Here is a 17,884-nt window from a genome sequence, read left to right as displayed (position 1 = left end):
GCGGTCAGGACTTCGGCACCACCACGCGCTGACGCAGATCGTTCAGTAGCCGCCCGCTGTCGTCCACGGACAACCGGGTGAACACGCCTGTGGTCAGACTGCCGTGGTCGGCCGAGGCGCAGACCACCACCGAGTCGCCGTCCGCCCGGCCGACCGCGCAGCGCGCGTACCGGCCCCGGACGCCGGTCTCCACGTTCACCGACTCCTTCAGGCCGTACTCCCCGGCGAGGCGGTCGATCTCCGCCTTGGCGTCCGACTCCGGGCTGAACCGCAGGCCGGTGCTGCCGAACAACGTCACCCGCTTGCCGTCGCTCGTCGTGTAGATACCGGCGAACGTGTCCTCGGCGAGCAGGTTCGACTCGCGTACCCGGCTCTTCAGCTCCTCGGCGGCGGCCTGGCTGCGCTCGTCCTGGCGCAGCCGCATCGAGTCGATCTGGTCCGGAAGGCTGGCGCGGGCCGGGTACTGGCTGGAGATCGGCTGGAACCACCACAGCGGCAGGCCGCAGCAGCACGCGACGCTGAGCAGCAGCACCCAGGGCCAGCGACGCCGTCGGCGGGTCCGCTTCGGCGGCTGCTGCCAGCCCGGCGGCGGCGCGACCGGCGGCCCGGCCTTGCCCCGGCGCTGCTTCGGCGGCCGCGCCGGCTTGGCCGGGGCGGGAGCCGCCGGTGGTGGCAGGGGACGGGCGGCCGGCGCGGCGGGGTACTGCGGCGCGTGCGGCGGCGACACCGGCCGGGCCGGGTGATGCGGCGGCGGTGAGACCGGCCGGGCGGCCGGTGCGGCGGGGTGTGCCGGGTGGTGCGGCGGCGTGGAGACCGGCCGCGCGGCGGGCGGCTGCGGGTGGGGCGGCTGCGGCGGCGCCGGGTGGGCCGGGTGGGGGTTCGGCGTCGACCAGGGCGCGGTGTACGGCAGCGTCGGCGTCAGGGGCGGCAGCTCCGGCGCGTGCAGCTCCCAGCCGGTGGTGTCCACCCCCTCCCACGGGTCGACCGGCGTGGCGTGCTCGGGCGAGTCCAGCGGCGGCACCGGCGTGGGCTCGGCGGACGCGCCCCAGCGGGGCCGGCTCGGCGGCGGTGGCGGGACGGCGGCGGAGCCGCTCCAGCGGGGCGCCTCGACGCGGGTGGCGTTCGGTGCGTTCCCAGTCGGGTTCGGGGCGTTGTCCACCCGGGTGGGGTCCGGCGTGGTGGCCGAGGGTGGCTGCGGCGCGGCGTCGATCCGGGTCGGGTCCGGCGTGGTGGTGGCCGCCGGCGGCTGCGGGGCCGCGTCGATCCGGGTCGGGTCCGGCTGGCGGCCCGTGCGGGGAGTGGGGGCGGGTGTGGTCCGGCCCGGCACCGGGGCCGACCCGCGGGCCCGTGGGACCGGCACCTGCGGGACGGTGTCGGTCCCGCCGGCGGCTGTCGCGGCGTTGTCGGCCGGTGTTCCGGCGGTCTCAGCGGGTGTTTCGGCGTCGGTTGCCGGGGCGTCAGCGCTGTCGGCGGGCGTCTCGGTGCCGGCGGCGAGGGCCTCAGCGCTGTCCGTGGCCGTCTCGGTCGCGGCGGACTGGACCTTGTCGGTGGGCGTCTCGGTTCCGGTGGGCTGGACCTTGGCGGTGGGCGTCTCGGTCTCGATGGGCTGGACCTTCTCGGTGGGCTTCTCGGTTCCGGTGGGCTCGACCCTGTCCGTGGGCGTCTCGGGCGCGGTGGCGTCGACCTCGTTCGTGGGCGTCTCGGCCTCGGTGGTCCCCGGCTGCGGGGCCGCGTCGTGCGAAGGCGCGGCGGTGTCCGGCGTGGTGGACGGCCGGCCCTCGGGTGCGGCGGCTCCCGGCGCGGCGGACGGCGACGCCGGAGCGGAGGCGCCGGTGGCGTCCTCGGTGTCGACGGCGGTGGCCGGCTCGATGACGGTCGGCTCCTCGGCCCCGTCGGCCGGCCGGCCCGCCCCCGGCTGCGGCTGCGGCATCGCGGCTATCTCCTCTCGCGCCCGTTGCGAGGTTAGTACCGCCCCGCCACCCAGGACTAATCCCGCCCGCTCACCGGCCCCACTCCGGTGATCAAGGAGTTCGTGTCCGGTGGGAGCGCGGGACAGCCCGCAAACTCCTTGATCAACGCGGCGGACACGGGCGCGGGTGTGGCGGCGGGGACGGCGGGGCGGGGGCACCGCGTACGCTTGGGCATCATGAGTGCCCCGTCCACCACCCCGCGTCCCGCCGCCGCCAACTCGGTCTGGCCTCGGCTGGAGCCGTTGCTGCCGCAGGTGACCAAGCCCATCCAGTACGTGGGTGGAGAGCTGGGCGCGGTGGTCAAGGACTGGGACGCCGCCACCGTCCGGTGGGCGCTGATGTATCCGGACGCGTACGAGGTGGGCCTGCCCAACCAGGGCGTGCAGATCCTGTACGAGGTGCTCAACGAGCTGCCCGACGTGCTGGCCGAGCGGACGTACGCGGTCTGGCCGGACCTGGAGAAGCTGATGCGCGCCCACGGCGTGCCGCAGTTCACCGTCGACGCCCACCGCCCGGTGCGTGAGTTCGACGTGTTCGGCGTCTCGTTCTCCACCGAGCTGGGCTACACCAACCTGCTCACCGCGATCGACCTGGCCGGCATCCCGCTGCTCGCGGCCGACCGCACCGACGCCGACCCGGTGATCGTGGCCGGCGGGCACGCCGCGTTCAACCCGGAGCCGATCGCCGACTTCGTCGACGCCGCGGTGCTCGGCGACGGCGAGGAGGCGGTGCTGGAGATCACCGCCATCGTCCGGGAGTGGAAGGCCGAGGGCTCCCCGGGCGGCCGGGACGAGCTGCTGCTGCGGCTGGCCCGGACCGAGAGCGTCTACGTGCCGCGCTTCTACGACGTCGACTACCTGCCCGACGGCCGCATCCAGCGGGTCGTGCCGAACCGCCCGGACGTGCCGTTCCGGGTGCACAAGCGCACGACGATGGACCTGGACGCCTGGCCGTACCCGAAGAAGCCCCTGGTCCCGCTCGCCGAGACGGTCCACGAGCGGTACGCGGTGGAGATCTTCCGGGGCTGCACCCGGGGCTGCCGGTTCTGCCAGGCCGGCATGATCACCCGTCCGGTGCGGGAGCGCTCGATCACCACCGTCGGCCAGATGGTCAAGGAAGGGCTGGAGTTCTCCGGCTTCCACGAGGTCGGCCTGCTGTCGCTGTCGTCGGCCGACCACTCGGAGATCGGCGACATGTGCTCCGGCCTGGCCGAGCAGTACGCCGGCACGAACGTCTCGCTGTCACTGCCCTCGACCCGGGTGGACGCGTTCAACATCGACCTGGCCCAGGAACTGTCCCGCAACGGGCGGCGGACCGGTCTGACGTTCGCCCCGGAGGGCGGGTCGGAGCGGATCCGCAAGGTGATCAACAAAATGGTGTCGAAGGAAGACCTCATCCGCACCGTGGTCACCGCGTACTCCAACGGCTGGCGGCAGGTGAAGCTCTACTTCATGTGCGGCCTGCCCACCGAGACCGACGAGGACGTCCTGGAGATCGCCGACATGGCGCACGAGGTGATCCGGGCCGGCCGCGCCGCGACCGGGTCCAAGGACATCCGCTGCACGGTCTCCATCGGCGGTTTCGTGCCCAAGCCGCACACCCCGTTCCAGTGGGCCTCGATGGAGCGGCCGGAGGTCATCGACGGCCGGCTCAAGCTGCTCAAGCAGGCGATCAACAGCGACCGGTCGCTGGGCCGGGCGATCGGCTTCCGCTACCACGACGGCGAGCCGTCGCTGATCGAGGGCCTTCTGTCCCGGGGCGACCGCCGGGTCGGCGCGGTGATCCGCAAGGTCTGGGAGAACGGCGGCCGGTTCGACGGCTGGAGCGAGCACTTCTCGTACCAGCGCTGGGTGGACGCCGCCGCCGAGGTGCTGCCGGCGTACGGCGTGGACCTCGACTGGTACACCACCCGCGAGCGCGAGGAACTGGAGGTCCTGCCCTGGGACCACCTCGACTCCGGCCTGGACAAGGACTGGCTCTGGCAGGACTGGCAGGACTCGCTGTCGGAGTACGAGCAGGACGACTGCCGCTGGACGCCCTGCTTCGACTGCGGCGTGTGCCCGTCCATGGACACCGAGATCCAGATCGGCCCGACCGGCCGCAAGCTGCTGCCGCTCACCCCGGTCAATGGACTGAAGCTGCCCGCCGCCGCCCAGGGCTGAGGCGCGGACCGTACCGGAGCGCGGGAACCCGACCGGGTTCCCGCGCTCCGTCGTCCTTCCGGGCGACCGCGCGCGTGCGCGGGGTGGGGCTGCCCCGACTGGTGCATCCTCGATACGCTGCGTCCGTAATGGACCGGCCGGGGAGGACAGCAGGCATGGGCATCAATCCGCCGGATACCGGCGATCTGCACGTCAGCGTCGAGGACCTGGACGCCGCGGCGGAGTACGTCGAGCGCCTCAAGCAGTACGTCGACGACACCATCGGCTACGAGATGGAACGCATCAAGGAGCGGATGAAGGGCGACAGCGGCAACGCGCAGACGGTGCCCAACGGCACCCCGTTCGGCGCGTACGAGGACGCCCGGATGCAGTGGGCGGCGCTGACCAGGTCCACGGCCAGCATGGAGGCCCACCTCAAGGCCATCTCCATGAAGCTGGCCGGCCTGAAGCAGGGCACGCAGGACATCGCCAAGGCGTTCCGCGACGCCGAGGCCCGCAACGCCGCGAACGGCAAGGACATCGAGCGGCTGCTGGAGACCGCGGCCCCGCCGCCGGACGCCGGGCAGCAGCCCACCTACCCGTACACGGCCTGAGGGGGAGACGGTCATGGCAGGAGGCACCTGGGAGCGCTGCGTCCGTGAGGTGACGCTCTCGGCGGATCCGGAGACCGTGGGCTCGGTCGGCGCGGGCTGGCGCAACCTGTCCACCGCGCTCGGCCATCTGCGTGACTCGCTGGTCGGCCGCTCGTTCGTCGGCCCGATCGCGCCCGGCCAGGAGCGCCCGCACACCGGCGGTCTCCCCGGGCTGCTCGCTGGCTGGCAGGGCAGCGGCGGCGACGCGTACCGCGAGCACCTGGGCGAGATCGGCAAGGAGATCGAGGAGCTCATCACGCACGCGAGCAACGTCAGTGGCGCGCTGTCGCGGATCGAGGGCGACATCCGTACGGCGGTGGCGAGCATCCCGATCCCGCTGATGGACAACTTCGGCTGGAACGAGTGGAGCCTGCCCGGCGGCACCGAGCTGGACGACGCGCGCGACGGCGAGAGCCAGTCCGGCTTCCTCGCCGCCCTGCGCAGCGACTACCAGTCCAACCAGGCGCTCTATGCCGACGGCGCGTTCCGCGACAAGGCCGACGATCTCGAAGCCACCATGAAGATCGACGGCAACGCCAACGACCAGAAGCGCGGCGGCTGGTGGGACACCAAGTCCCACCTGGACAACTGGTACCGCGACAACCAGCAGGCGGCCAACAAGGCGATGTCGCCGCTGCCGGCCGCGGTCGAGGCCGAGCGTCCCAAGCTGGTCGTACCCCAGCCCGACGGCCGGCTCGACGACGGCTACCGCGCGGATCCCCGCGTACCCCCGTCCGGAGTGCCCGGCGGTGGGCTGCCCGGCGGCGGTGGCGGCGGTGCCGGTGGTGGCGGCGGGATGCCCTCGCTGGGCAGCACCGGCATCGGCGGCGGCGGTGGCGGTGTCGGCGGTGGCGGCTCGTTCACGCCCCCGCCGACCACCGGCGTGCCCGAGTTCGGTGGCGGCGGTCCCGGTGGCGGCTCGTACACCCCGCCCGGCACCGGCCTGCCCGGCGCCGGCGCCCCGGGTTCCGGCAGTCCCGACTACGGCACCGGCCTGGCCGGCGCGGGTGGGCCGGGCACGATCACCCCGGGCGGTCCGGGCAGCACCCTCGGCGGTGGCGGCGCCGGACTGAGCACCGGCGCCGGCTTCGGTGGCGGTGGCGGTGGTGCCGGGCTGGGTTCGGCGGGCGGCATCGGCGGCGGTGGCCTCGGCGCGGCCGGTGGCATGGGCGTGGGCGCGCTGCCCGGCATGGTCGGCGGCGGCAACGGCAAGGTGCCCCCGCTGACCAGCGCGGCCGGCGCGCTGCGGGCGGCGGCGGGCGCGGGGCCGGGAGGCGCGGGCGCGGGCGCGGCGGGCGCGCGTGGTGGCCTGGCCGGCGCGGGCATGATGGGCGGCGGGATGATGGGCGGCCACGGCGGCGCCGGGCATGGCGGCGGCGGTGGCGACCACTCGTCGTGGTTGACTGAGGACGACGATCCGTGGGGCGCCGGTGACGGTGCGTCCCCGGGCATCCTGCGATGAGGACGGACGGATGACGGTGCACGTCGGCGCGTTCCGGCCGGTGGTGGCCGCGCTGGCGGCCGGGCTGATGGTGCTGGGGGCCGCGCAGCCCGCCGTCGGCGCTCCCCGCCGGGCCGAGCAGTGGTACCTCGACGAGCTGCGGATCGACCGGGCACACCAGATCTCCACCGGGCGTGGTGTCGTGGTCGGAGTGGTCGACAGCGGCGCCGACGCCGACCACCCGGACCTGCGCGGCCGGCTCCTGGCCGGGCGCAGCACGTTCGACTCCGGCGACGGCCGGCGCGACCCGGACGGCCACGGCACCCACATGGCCGGGATCATCGCGGCGAACGGGACCGGGGTGGTCGGCGTCGCGCCGGACGCCCGGATCCTGCCCATCCGCACTCCGTCCGGCGACAAGGGCGCCGACGCGGGCAACTCCGCGACCGGCATCCGGATGGCGGTGGACGGCGGCGCGAAGGTGCTCAACCTGTCCTACGGGCACGCCGGGGCCGTCGACGAGGGCGAAGAGGCGGCGATCCGGTACGCGCTGGAACGCGACGTGGTCGTGGTGGCCGCCGCCGGCAACGTCCGCAAACTCGGCCCCGACATCGCCTCACCCGCGAAGATCCCCGGCGTGATCGCGGTGACCGGCACGACCCGGGGCGGCGGCTTCTGGCCCGGCTCGGCCCAGGGCCCGGAGGCGGTGGTCGCCGCTCCGGGGGACGAGGTCTACAACATCGGACCCGACCGGGGGTACGGCTGGGGCGACGGCACGTCCGACTCCACTGCCATCGTCGCCGGTGTGGCGGCGCTGATCAGGTCGAAGTTCCCCCGGCTCTCCGCACCCGACGTGATCAACCGGATCATCCGTACCGCCCGGGACGCCGGCCCGCCCGGCCGCGACCCGCAGTTCGGCTTCGGCCGGATCGACCCGGTGGCGGCGCTCACCGCCGACGTGCCGTCGGTGTCGGCGAACCCGCTGCTCGGCGCCGCTCCGGCCAGCGCGTCCGCGCCACCGGCCGCGGCCGAGGACGAAGACTTCGACGTGACCGACTACGGCGACCGGGGCGGCCCCACCGACCAGCAGGTCATGGTGATCGGCATCGGCATCGCCGTGGCGCTGGTGGTGCTGTTGGCGCTCGTGGTGTTCCTGATCTGGAACCGCCGCCGGCACCGGCGCGAGCTGGCGCGCGCCGCCGACATCCCGGACGAGGCGCTCGACCGGATGACCGAGCAGGGCCCGCCGGTCCCGGCCGGCCACCCCGCCGGCTACGGCCCGCCGCCCGGCTACGGCCCACCCGGCGGCCCTTCGTCGCCCGGTGCCTACGCCCGCCCGGGCACCTCACCGCACCCTGGCGCCCCGTCCCAGCCGGACGGATACCCGCCCAAGGGCACCCACCCCCAGCCCGGCCCCGGCGCCTACCCACCCCCGGCCCAGCCCACCCCGCCCCACGACAACCGCTCCTGACCCCGCCCAACCTCTCCCGGCCCTCCGGCCCACCCCGTCGATCATGAGGTTGGCGGCGACGTCGATCTCCAATTCCGCCGCCAACTTCATGATCGCCGGCCCTTGTCGGCCCGACCCGGCAGGCCGGGTGGGGTGATCAAGGGGTTTGGGGTCTCGGGGGCGTGGGAGCTGGACGTGAACTCCTTGATCACGGCGGGGGCGGGCGGGGGTTTGGGGCGGTTTGGGGTGGGTGGGGTGGCCCCGGGTGTGGGGCACCGTGGGTGCTGCGCCAGGATGGGACCGATACGCAGGCACAGCCGAGGAGCTCACGATCGCCAGAAAGCCTCAACCCGAGGGCGGCCAGGCCCCCGTCGTCCAGCGGGTCCGTATCCGGTACGCCAAGCGGGGACCGCTGCGTTTCACCTCGCACCGGGACTTCGCCCGGGCCTTCGAGCGCGCGCTGCGCCGGGCCGGCGTGCCGATCGCCTTCTCCCAGGGCTTCACCCCACACCCCAAGATCTCGTACGCCTCGGCGGCGCCCACAGGTGTGGCCAGCGAGGCGGAGTACCTGGAGATCGGGCTGCGTGAGCCGGTCGACCCGGCGCGGCTGCGCGAGGCCCTCGACGCCGCGCTCTCGCCCGGACTCGACGTGATCGACGCGGTGGAGGCCACCGGCGGCAGCCTCGCCGACCGGATCGAGGCGTCGTACTGGCGGATCGAGCTGCCCGAGGTCGACCCGAAGGTGCTGGCGGGGGCCGTGGCGGCCTTCACCGCCGCCGAGGAGGTCCTGGTCGAGCGGATGACCAAGCAGGGGCGGCGTACGTTCGACGCCCGTGCGGCAGTGGTGTCCATCGATGTGGTGTCTCCGTCTGAGACGCCTTCCGAAGCGGCGGCCGTACCGTGTGCGATACTCGAACTGGTCGTGCGGCAGGTCACCCCGTCCGTTCGGCCCGATGACGTCCTGTCCGGCCTCCGCGCGGTGGCCGCCCTGGAGCCGCCGGTCACCCCGAAGGTGATCCGGCTGGCGCAGGGCACGCTGACCGCGCAGGGCGAGATCGTCGATCCGTTGGAAGCGGATCGCGACGGGGCAACCATCGGAGAGCGCTGACCGTCGGTCAACGCTCTGGCAGGCAGACTTCGGCGGTCGCGCGTTTGCGCGCCCGGCGGAAACACCTTTGCGGCAACCCTGCGTGGCAGCGCTCACCCGCGCCCGGGGCAGCCAGAACTGGAGAACGTCCATGCTCGAGAACGAGCCCGAGGGCGGCGAACGGACCGGCGCAGAGCCGACCGGGACGCCCGCCGACAACGCCGCCACCGCCTCCGGCAGCGCCGCGAGCGCGGCCTCCGCCGGCGCCCAGGGTGCCGCCTCCGGCAGCGCCGACGACGGCACCGCCCAGGGCGTCGCCAGTGCGGAAGGCGCCACCGCTGAAGGCGTCGCCGCCCTGGAGGGCGTCGCCGAGACCAAGCCGCCGGCCCGTAAGCGGGCCAGCCGTCGCAAGGCCGCCCCGCTGAACCAGCCGGAGCAGACCGACGCGCCGGTCGAGGCGTCCACCGCGGCGACCGGCAGCGGCGAGTCGCCGCAGGCCGAGGTGCTCGCACCGATCGCCGGAGAGCTGGACACCGCGCCCAAGACCACCCGGCGGCGTCGTAAGGCGACCCCGGCGAAGGCGGTCGAGGAACCGGTGGCCGCGGCGGGTGTGGAGGCCGCCTCGGAGGAGGTCGTGCCGCCGGTCAAGGTGACCCGGACCCGTCGTCGCAAGGCCACGCCGCCGGCTGCCGAGACCGTCGCGCCGGACGAGACCGCCGCCGGCGGGCAGACGCCCACGGACGGGGTGATCGACGGGCCGGTCTCTGCGCCCGGGGGTGACCTGATCGCCGAGGGCCGCGCCGACATCGACGGTGCCGAGGCCACCGCGCCGGGCCAGGCCGGGGTCGCGGAGAGCACGGGTACCGCCGGGCGGTCCCGCACCCGCCGCCGCGCCGCCACCGCCGACAAGGCCGCCTCCGGGGACACGGCCACCACCACCGGCGACAAGGCCGCCACCGGCGACCGGACCACCGCCATCGGGGATGCTGCCACCACCGGCGGGAGCGGGGCCACCGCCGGTGACAAGGCGATCGCCGGCCTCGGCGAGGACGTCGAGGACGAGGACGCCGAGGCCGGGACCGTCGAGGACGCGAGCGCCGCGGGTGCGCGTACCCACGAGGTCGACCTGGCCCGCAGCGGCGGCCCGGCGGACGCGACGGGCGTCGTGTCGACGGGCGCCGCCGTGCCGCGCGTGGACGAGGAGCCGGCCGAGCCGACGCCGCCCACCACCCGGCGGCGTCGTGCCGCGCTCTCCGCGCCGACCGTCCTGTTCATGGCGCCGCAGCCCGACGAGGCGCCCGCCGTCCAGGTCACGTACCCGGCGGCGGAGGAGCCGATCGAGGAAGCGGTCGAGACCGGCCGGCGCCGCCGTCGCGCCCGCCGGGAGGTCGAGCCGGCCGAGGCCGAGGCCGAGTCGGAGGTCGTCGAGGAGGAGCCGTCCGCCGAGGCCGAGGAGTCCGCCGAGATCGACGAGGACGACGAGACGGCCGCCGGCCGGCGGCGTCGTCGCCGGGGTCGCCGGGGCCGGGGCCGGGGCAAGGGTGGCGCCGACGAGGCCGACGACGAGGACGTCGAGGAGCCCGCCGCGGCCGAGACCGCCGAGGACGAGACCGAGGAGTCCGCCGAGGACGAGGAGCCCGACGGCGAGGGGATGACCCGCCGCCGTCGCCGCCGTCGCCGCCGCGGCGCGGGGGAGGCGGACACCGCCGCCGAGGACGGCGTGCCCACCGTCGTCAAGATCCGTGAGCCGCGCAAGCCGGTCGACGAGGTGCAGGGCGTCTCCGGCTCGACCCGGCTGGAGGCCAAGCGGCAGCGCCGCCGGGACGGCCGCGAGCAGCGGCGTACCCGGCCGCCGATCCTGAGCGAGTCGGAGTTCCTGGCCCGCCGTGAGGCGGTCGACCGGGTGATGGTGGTCCGCCAGCGCGGCGACCGCACCCAGATCGCCGTGCTCGAGGACGGCGTGCTGGTCGAGCACTACGTGACCCGCAACTCGTCCGCCACCATGGCCGGCAACGTCTACCTGGGCAAGGTCCAGAACGTGCTGCCGAGCATGGAGGCCGCCTTCGTCGACATCGGGCGCGGGCGCAACGCGGTGCTGTACGCCGGCGAGGTCAACTGGGACGCCACCGGCCTGGAGGGCCGGGCGCGCTCGATCGAGCAGGCGCTGCGCTCCGGCGACTCGGTGCTCGTGCAGGTGACCAAGGACCCGATCGGGCACAAGGGCGCGCGGCTGACCAGTCACATCGCGCTCTCCGGCCGGCACCTGGTCTACGTGCCGAACGGCAACGCCTCCGGCATCAGCCGCAAGCTGCCCGACACCGAGCGCAAGCGGCTGCGGGACGCGCTGAAGAAGCTGGTGCCGGACGGCGCCGGGGTGATCGTCCGGACCGCGGCCGAGGGCGCCAGCGAGGACGAGCTGGCGCGTGACGTCAAGCGGCTGCAGGCGCAGTGGGAGGACATCCAGGCCAAGGCGACCGAGGGCGACGCCCCGGTGCTGCTCTACGAGGAGCCGGACCTGGTCATCCGCGTGGTCCGGGACCTCTTCAACGAGGACTTCCGCGAGCTGGTCATCGAGGGCGAGTCCGCGTACGACCTGGTCGAGTCGTACCTGTCGCACGTCTCGCCGGACCTGGTGGCGCGGCTGCGCCGGCACGCCGGGGTGGCGGACGTGTTCGCCGAGTACCGGATCGACGAGCAGATCCTCAAGGGGCTGGACCGGAAGGTCTTCCTCCCCTCCGGCGGCTCGCTGGTGATCGACCGCACCGAGGCGATGACCGTCATCGACGTCAACACCGGCAAGTACACCGGCTCCGGCGGCAACCTGGAGGAGACGGTCACCCGCAACAACCTGGAGGCGGCCGAGGAGATCGTGCGTCAGCTGCGGCTGCGCGACCTCGGCGGCATCGTGGTGATCGACTTCATCGACATGGTGCTGGAGTCGAACCGGGAGCTGGTGCTGCGCAGGCTCACCGAGTGCCTGGGCCGGGACCGCACCAAGCACCAGGTCACCGAGATCACCTCGCTCGGCCTGGTGCAGATGACCCGTAAGCGCATCGGCGCGGGCCTGCTGGAGGCGTTCAGCGAGACCTGCGAGTGCTGCAAGGGCCGGGGCGTGATCATTCACACCGAGCCGGTGCCGGAGAAGCCGCGCGGCGGCGCGGGCGAGAAGGTCAAGGCGGTCGCCTCGGCGGTCGCCGCGCCGGCCGAGGAGAAGAGCGGCCGACGCCGGGGCCGCAAGGCCGCCGCGGAGAAGCCGGCCGTGGAGGCCGTACCGGAGCAACCGGCCGCGCAGCCGCAGGCCGCCACCGAGCCGCCCGCTGCGGTCGCGCCGCCGGAGCGGACCGTCGCCGAGGTGGTCGAGACCGACGACGACTACTACGACACCCAGGGCTACGACCTGTCCCGGTTCGAGACGGACACGCCCGCCGCCCCGGCGGTCGCGGACAGCCAGGAGGGCGACTCGGCCCGGCTGGCCGCCGCCGACGACCCGGACGCGATCGGTGACGGCGACAGCGACGACGACAGCGGCGCCCCGCGCCGGCGGACCCGCCGTGGCGGCGCCCGGCGGCGTACCCGGCCGTAGGGCACTGACCTGCGCGAACAGGGCCCCCGATCCACGCCTGGCGTGTGGCGCGGGGGCCCTGTCGTGCCGGTGGGCCGCGCGGAAGAGCCGCCTACCGGCAGCCCGGTTTGGGGAGCGGGCCGGGTATGGCGTAGGCTTGCCTGCGGCGCACTTTGGTGTGCCGAGTTCCCGCGTGCCCGCGCCGCCGGTGTCACGGCTCCCGGCGAGACGCCGTGGGAACGACCGCCGACGGTGTGACAACCGGCAGCGGTGGAACAGACGCCAGCAGCCTCAACGACAGGGAGTCCGCCTCCGATGTACGCGATCGTCAAGACCGGCGGCAAGCAGTACAAGGTCGCCGAGGGCGACGTGATCGAGGTCGAGAAGCTCGCCGGTGCCCCCGGCGACGCGGTGAAGCTCACCGCGGTGCTCCTCGTCGACGGTGACGACCTGGTGACCGACGCGGCGAAGCTCGCCAAGGTCGCGGTGTCCGGCGAGATCGCCGCGCACACCAAGGGCCCGAAGATCCGGATCCACAAGTTCAAGAACAAGACCGGCTACCACAAGCGCCAGGGTCACCGCCAGCCGCTGACCCAGGTCAAGGTGACCGGCATCTCCAGCGGGAAGTAGGTCGTCCTCCAATGGCTCACAAAAAGGGTGCGTCCAGCTCGCGTAACGGCCGTGACTCCGCGGCCCAGCGGCTCGGCGTGAAGCGCTTCGGTGGTCAGGTCGTCAGCGCGGGTGAGATCCTCATCCGTCAGCGTGGCACCAAGTTCCACCCCGGTGACCTGGTCGGCCGTGGCGGCGACGACACGCTGTTCGCGCTGGCCGCCGGCTCGGTTCAGTTCGGCACCAAGCGCGGTCGCAAGACCGTCAGCATCGTGCCGCAGCAGTAGTTTTCTGGCCAAGCGGGCCGCGGACCTCTGGTCCCGGCCCGCTTCGCCTTTTCACGCGCGGGGCGGACCCCGCTGGAAGGATTGGCGTCGTGACGACGTTCGTTGACCGGGTCGTCCTGCACATGCAGGCCGGCGACGGCGGGCACGGCTGTGTCTCGATCCACCGGGAGAAGTTCAAGCCGTTCGGCGGGCCGGACGGCGGCAACGGCGGCCACGGCGGCAGCGTGTCCCTGGTGGTCGACGCGCAGGTCACCACGCTGCTCGACTTCCACTTCCGGCCCCACCTGAAGGCCGAGAACGGCAAGGGCGGGGCCGGCTCGAACCGGGACGGCGCGAACGGCCGCGACCTGGTCATCAAGGTGCCCAACGGCACCGTGGTGCAGAGCCTCGACGGCGAGGTCCTGGCCGACATGGTCGGCGTGGGCACCACGTTCGAGGCGGCCCGGGGCGGCCGGGGCGGACGCGGCAACGCCTCGCTGGCGAACGCCCGCCGCAAGGCACCCGGCTTCGCCGAGCTGGGTGAGCCCGGCGACCGGCTGGACGTGGTGCTGGAGCTCAAGAGCGTCGCCGACGTGGGCCTGGTCGGCTTCCCGTCGGCCGGCAAGTCGTCGCTGATCTCGGTGATCTCCGCGGCCAAGCCGAAGATCGCCGACTACCCGTTCACCACGCTGGTGCCGAACCTGGGCGTGGTCCGGGTGGACAACCACACCTTCACCGTCGCCGACGTACCGGGCCTGATCCCGGGCGCGGCCAGCGGCAAGGGCCTGGGCCTGGAGTTCCTCCGCCACGTCGAGCGCTGCGCCGTGCTGGTGCACGTGGTCGACACCGCGACGCTGGAGCCCGGCCGCGACCCGCTCGCCGACATCGACGCCATCGAGTCGGAGCTGTCCCAGTACGGCGGGCTCGCCGACCGGCCCCGGCTGGTCGCGCTCAACAAGGTCGACGTGCCCGACGGCAAGGACCTCGCCGACATCGTCCGCCCCGACCTGGAGGCCCGTGGCCTGCGCGTCTTCGACGTCTCCACCGCCACCCGCGAGGGCCTGCGCGAGCTGACGTACGCGATGGCGGAGCTGGTCGAGCAGGGCCGCCAGGCCGCCCCGCCGGCCGAGCCGACCCGGATCGTGATCCGCCCGAAGGCGGTCGACGACGCCGGCTTCACCATCGAGGCCGAGCCGGACGGCTCGTACACGGTGCGCGGCAGCCGGCCGGAGCGCTGGGTGAAGCAGACCAACTTCGACAACGACGAGGCGGTGGGTTACCTGGCCGACCGGCTGGCCCGCCTCGGCGTCGAGGAGAAGCTCGCCAAGGCCGGCGCGCAGGCCGGTGACCTGGTGCGCATCGGCGAACGGGAGTTCGACTGGCAACCGACGCTCTACGCCGGTGTCGACTTCGTACCCGGTAACCGGGGCACCGACGTGCGGCTGGAGGAGAAGTCGAACCGTCCGTCGGCGTCCGACCGGCTGGCGGCCCGCAAGGCCCGCCGGGTCCGCCCGGAGGACGAGGTCGAGGCCGCGCCGGCGGCGGAAGCGGACGTCGAGTAGCCGTCTGCGGGACGGTGGCGGGAAACCTGCGCGAAATCCGGCGGATCTAGCGTACGGGCATGTTGATCGAGTCCCGTCCCGCCACCGACCCGGAGATCGCCGCGCTCGTCGTCGCCCAGCAGCGTGAGCTGCGCGACGCGGACGGCGGGCTGGACGGGCAGGTGACGGTCGTGCACACCGACATCCACTACCTGGCCGCCGTGGTGGGCGGCCGGGCGGTCGGCTGCGGTGGGCTCCAGGCGCTCGACGCCGACACCGGTGAGCTGAAGCGGATGTACGTGCGACCGGCGTTCCGGGGGCGGGGCATCGCCCGGCAGTTGCTCGTCGCGCTGGAGGAGCTGGCGTTCCGGGCGGGGCACCGGACGGTGTGCCTGGAGACGGGCACCTACCTGCCGGCGGCGATCTCGCTCTACCGGTCCAGCGGCTACGAGCCGATCCCGGTGTACGGCGAGTACGTGGACAACCCGTACAGCGTCTGTTTCGCCAAGCGGCTGCCGGTGGCGGCCTGACGCTCGAACACCATCGCCGGACCTCTCGGCCCGCTCGCGCCTGCTCAAGGGCGGTCGAACGGGGCCTCCACCCGGGTGCCGGTGCCGAGGTTGTTGTTGAGCAGCAGGCCGGCCGCGAGCATGCCGAAACCGAGGAACAGGTGCAGCCAGTTGTCGGCGTCATTCACCGGCACGAAGTTCGCCGAGGCATCCCGGTCGATGGCGAAGCCGTACAGCCACAGCACCAGGTAGAGCGCGCCGCCGCCGGCGAGGAACACCCGCGCCCCGGCCAGCCGCCGCGCCATGACCAGACCGACCAGGCCGAACAGCAGGTGCACCAGGTTGTGCAGCACCGACACCTGGAACACCCCGAGCAGCTTCGCCTCGGAGTGGTGCCCGGCGAACGTCATCTCGCCGTAGTGCGTGGTGATGCCGGGTACGAAACCGAGCACGCCGATCAGCGCGAAGACGGCTGCCGCCGCGAGGGCGACCTTCTGCACCGTAGGCCGGGCGGGCGCGTGTTCGCGCACGTCACGTGCCATCCCTGTCACCCCCGTGGACTCGCCGCCGCCCGGGCGGGCAGGCATTCCATTCTCTGACCGGAGCGGGTCGCTCCCGCAGAGAAATCACGAATCAGGCATGGACCGGTCGACCGGGGGTAGGGCGATTGTCATGCGGAAACAAATCCGCGTACCCCCCGAGAACACCCGCTGGGAAACACACGAGCGGAAGGGACATCATGACTCAGGATCTTTCCCCGACTTCTGCCACGTACCAGTCGACGAACGGCGGCGGCGTGCGTGACCAGGCCCGCCAGGTGGGTTCCGACGCCGCGAGCGCCGGTGGCGCCGTGGCGCAGACCGCCAAGGAGCAGGGTCGGGAGGTGGTGGGCGAGGCCAAGCGACAGGCCCGCGACCTTTACGGCGAGACCCGCAGCCAGGTCACCGCCCAGGCCGGTCAGCAGCAGCAGCGCGCCGCCAGCGGCCTGCGGTCGCTCGCCGACGAGATGCGCACCATGGCGCAGCAGGGTGGCGGCTCCGGCCCGGTCACCGAGCTGGCCCACCAGGCGGCCGAGCGGGTGCACGGCGTGGCCGGCTGGCTGGAGCAGCGCGAGCCGGGCGACCTGCTCAACGAGGTGAAGAACTACGCCCGTCGCAACCCCGGCACGTTCCTCGTCGGCGCCGCGCTGCTCGGCGTGGTCGCCGGGCGGCTCACCCGCAACATCACCGCGCTCGGCGACGACAACAGCGGCGCGCGGCCAGCGTACGACCCGGACCGCACGGCCGTCATCCCGACCGCGCGTGAGGTGCCGGACCAGGTGCCGCCGGGCGGCTACCTCGACCCGACGCCGGGCAGCTACGCCGAGCCGGACCCGGGCTACTCCGCGCCGGGCGCGACCTACCCGACCGGCGGCGCCCCGAACACCTGGGCCGACCCGGCGGGTGGCACCGGTCAGCCGCTGCCGCCGCCGGAGCGCACCGACCCGCTGCCGGGCGTCCCGTCCACCGGCGCTCCCCGCCCGTGACCGGCCGTACCGGCAGAAGGGAGGCGACGGCATGACCGTACCCACGCAGGACCCCGGCTATCAGGCGGCGGGCGCCCCGCCCCACGCCGACGAGGTGCGCGGCAGCTCGCTCGGCGACCTGATGCGCCAGGTCACCACGGACCTGTCCACGCTGATGCGGCAGGAGGTCGAACTGGCGAAGGCGGAGATCCGCCAGGAGGGCAAGAAGGCGGGCAAGGCCGCCGGCCTGTTCGGCGGCGCCGGTTTCGGCGGCTACATGGTGGCGCTCTTCGTCTCGATCGCGATCTGGCAGTTCCTCGACAACGTCATGGACTCCGGGCTGGCCGCGCTGATCGTGGCCGTCGTCTGGGCCGCTGTCGCGGCGGTCCTGTACTCGATGGGCAAGAAGAACGCCGAGCGGATCCGCGGCCTGAAGCAGACGAACGACAGCGTGCAGCGCATCCCCGACGCGCTCAAGCCGCACCCGGAGGGAGTCATCCGATGAGCACCGATCCAGAGCAGATCCGCCGCGAGATCGAAGCCACCCGCAACAACCTCAGCTCGGACGTGGACGCCCTGGCGTACAAGGTCAGCCCGGGCCGCATCGTCGACGACCGCAAGCAGCGCGTACGTAGCGCGCTGACGAACGTGAAGGACAAGGTGATGGGAACCGCATCGGACCTCGGCCACGGCACCGGCCACGCCGCCCACTCGGTGGGCGACCACGCCTCCTCGATGGCCTCCACGGTGGGCGACAAGGCGCACTCGGCCGCCGCCAGGGTGGGCGACGCCGCCCACCGGGCGCCGCAGGTGGTGCGGCGCAAGTCCGAGGGCAACCCGATCGCCGCCGGCGTGATCGCCTTCGGCGTCGGCATGCTGGTCTCCTCGCTGATCCCCGCCACCCGCCGCGAGCAGCAGGTCGCCGCGCAGGTCAAGGAGAAGGCCGCCGAGCACGGCGGCGTGGTCAAGGAGAAGCTGGGCGAGGTCGCCGGTGAGCTGAAGGAGGAGCTGCGCGAGCCCGCGCAGCACGCCGCCGAGTCGGTGAAGGCCACCGCGCAGGACGCCGCGTACGCGGTCAAGGACGACGGCCGCGCCGCCGCGCAGGACGTGCGGCACAGCGCCGAGCAGGCGCGGTCCTCCTGAAGGCCCGC

General features: G+C 73.8%; 15 protein-coding genes. 13 read left to right on the top strand and 2 right to left on the bottom strand.

What is annotated here, in order from left to right; genetic code table 11:
- Positions 1 to 4 precede the first annotated feature (4 nt).
- Positions 5 to 1,930: a hypothetical protein gene (locus A4R25_RS28790; protein ID WP_064448726.1), complete on the bottom strand. Its 1,926-nt coding sequence runs from the start codon at positions 1,928 to 1,930 to the stop codon at positions 5 to 7.
- 216 nt (positions 1,931 to 2,146) lie between these two features.
- Here A4R25_RS28790 and A4R25_RS28785 point away from each other — a divergent pair, with 216 nt between their 5' ends.
- The 10 genes from A4R25_RS28785 (at position 2,147) to A4R25_RS28740 (ending at position 15,250) form a co-directional block, all read left to right on the top strand.
- On the top strand, positions 2,147 to 4,132 hold the full coding sequence (locus tag A4R25_RS28785; protein ID WP_064448725.1) for a TIGR03960 family B12-binding radical SAM protein: 1,986 nt from the start codon (positions 2,147 to 2,149) through the stop codon (positions 4,130 to 4,132).
- A 155-nt stretch (positions 4,133 to 4,287) separates the two neighbouring features.
- A complete protein-coding gene (locus A4R25_RS28780) occupies positions 4,288 to 4,725 on the top strand; it encodes a hypothetical protein (RefSeq protein ID WP_030503083.1) in 438 nt (145 codons plus the stop codon).
- Between the two features lie 13 nt (positions 4,726 to 4,738).
- Positions 4,739 to 6,226: a hypothetical protein gene (locus A4R25_RS28775; RefSeq protein ID WP_064448724.1), complete on the top strand. Its 1,488-nt coding sequence runs from the start codon at positions 4,739 to 4,741 to the stop codon at positions 6,224 to 6,226.
- Positions 6,227 to 6,236: 10 nt separating this feature from the next.
- The gene (mycP, locus tag A4R25_RS28770) at positions 6,237 to 7,676 is read left to right on the top strand and encodes a type VII secretion-associated serine protease mycosin (RefSeq protein ID WP_064448723.1); all 1,440 of its coding nucleotides are present in this window, start codon (positions 6,237 to 6,239) and stop codon (positions 7,674 to 7,676) included.
- A 367-nt stretch (positions 7,677 to 8,043) separates the two neighbouring features.
- Positions 8,044 to 8,763, top strand: coding sequence for a TIGR03936 family radical SAM-associated protein (locus tag A4R25_RS28765; RefSeq protein WP_082931182.1), 720 nt, complete (start codon positions 8,044 to 8,046; stop codon positions 8,761 to 8,763).
- A 130-nt stretch (positions 8,764 to 8,893) separates the two neighbouring features.
- Positions 8,894 to 12,325, top strand: a complete 3,432-nt coding sequence (locus A4R25_RS28760; RefSeq protein ID WP_064448722.1) for a ribonuclease E/G — start codon at positions 8,894 to 8,896, stop codon at positions 12,323 to 12,325.
- 294 nt (positions 12,326 to 12,619) lie between these two features.
- Positions 12,620 to 12,934 carry a 50S ribosomal protein L21 gene (gene rplU, locus A4R25_RS28755; protein ID WP_018787289.1) on the top strand — a complete coding sequence of 105 codons (315 nt, stop codon included), beginning with the start codon at positions 12,620 to 12,622 and terminating at the stop codon, positions 12,932 to 12,934.
- Between the two features lie 11 nt (positions 12,935 to 12,945).
- A complete protein-coding gene (rpmA, locus tag A4R25_RS28750; RefSeq protein ID WP_013288010.1) occupies positions 12,946 to 13,200 on the top strand; it encodes a 50S ribosomal protein L27 in 255 nt (84 codons plus the stop codon).
- An 89-nt stretch (positions 13,201 to 13,289) separates the two neighbouring features.
- Positions 13,290 to 14,741, top strand: coding sequence for a GTPase ObgE (gene obgE, locus A4R25_RS28745; protein WP_064448721.1), 1,452 nt, complete (start codon positions 13,290 to 13,292; stop codon positions 14,739 to 14,741).
- Between the two features lie 59 nt (positions 14,742 to 14,800).
- Entirely contained in the window at positions 14,801 to 15,250 is a 450-nt protein-coding gene (locus A4R25_RS28740; protein WP_064448720.1) for a GNAT family N-acetyltransferase, read from the top strand.
- Positions 15,251 to 15,294: 44 nt separating this feature from the next.
- On the opposite strand, the gene A4R25_RS28735 is transcribed toward A4R25_RS28740, so the two are convergent.
- Positions 15,295 to 15,759, bottom strand: coding sequence for a DUF4383 domain-containing protein (locus A4R25_RS28735; RefSeq protein ID WP_197494991.1), 465 nt, complete (start codon positions 15,757 to 15,759; stop codon positions 15,295 to 15,297).
- A 209-nt stretch (positions 15,760 to 15,968) separates the two neighbouring features.
- On the opposite strand from A4R25_RS28735, the gene A4R25_RS28730 reads away from it, so the two are divergent.
- The 3 genes from A4R25_RS28730 to A4R25_RS28720 are packed head-to-tail and all read left to right on the top strand — an operon-like array spanning position 15,969 to position 17,876.
- Positions 15,969 to 16,754: a hypothetical protein gene (locus tag A4R25_RS28730; RefSeq protein WP_064448719.1), complete on the top strand. Its 786-nt coding sequence runs from the start codon at positions 15,969 to 15,971 to the stop codon at positions 16,752 to 16,754.
- A gap of 31 nt (positions 16,755 to 16,785) precedes the next feature.
- A complete protein-coding gene (locus tag A4R25_RS28725) occupies positions 16,786 to 17,238 on the top strand; it encodes a phage holin family protein (protein WP_064448735.1) in 453 nt (150 codons plus the stop codon).
- Complete coding sequence (locus A4R25_RS28720) at positions 17,235 to 17,876, top strand: DUF3618 domain-containing protein (RefSeq protein ID WP_064448718.1); 642 nt, start codon at positions 17,235 to 17,237, stop codon at positions 17,874 to 17,876. The genes A4R25_RS28725 and A4R25_RS28720 overlap by 4 nt, the downstream gene beginning before the upstream one ends.
- The last annotated feature ends 8 nt before the right edge of the window (positions 17,877 to 17,884 follow it).

It is taken from the genome of Micromonospora sp. NBRC 110037 (assembly GCF_001652995.1).
Taxonomy (GTDB): Bacteria; Actinomycetota; Actinomycetes; order Mycobacteriales; family Micromonosporaceae; genus Micromonospora; species Micromonospora chalcea.
Note: the sequence above shows the minus strand (reverse complement) of the source record. Positions and strands in the feature narration are given on the sequence as shown.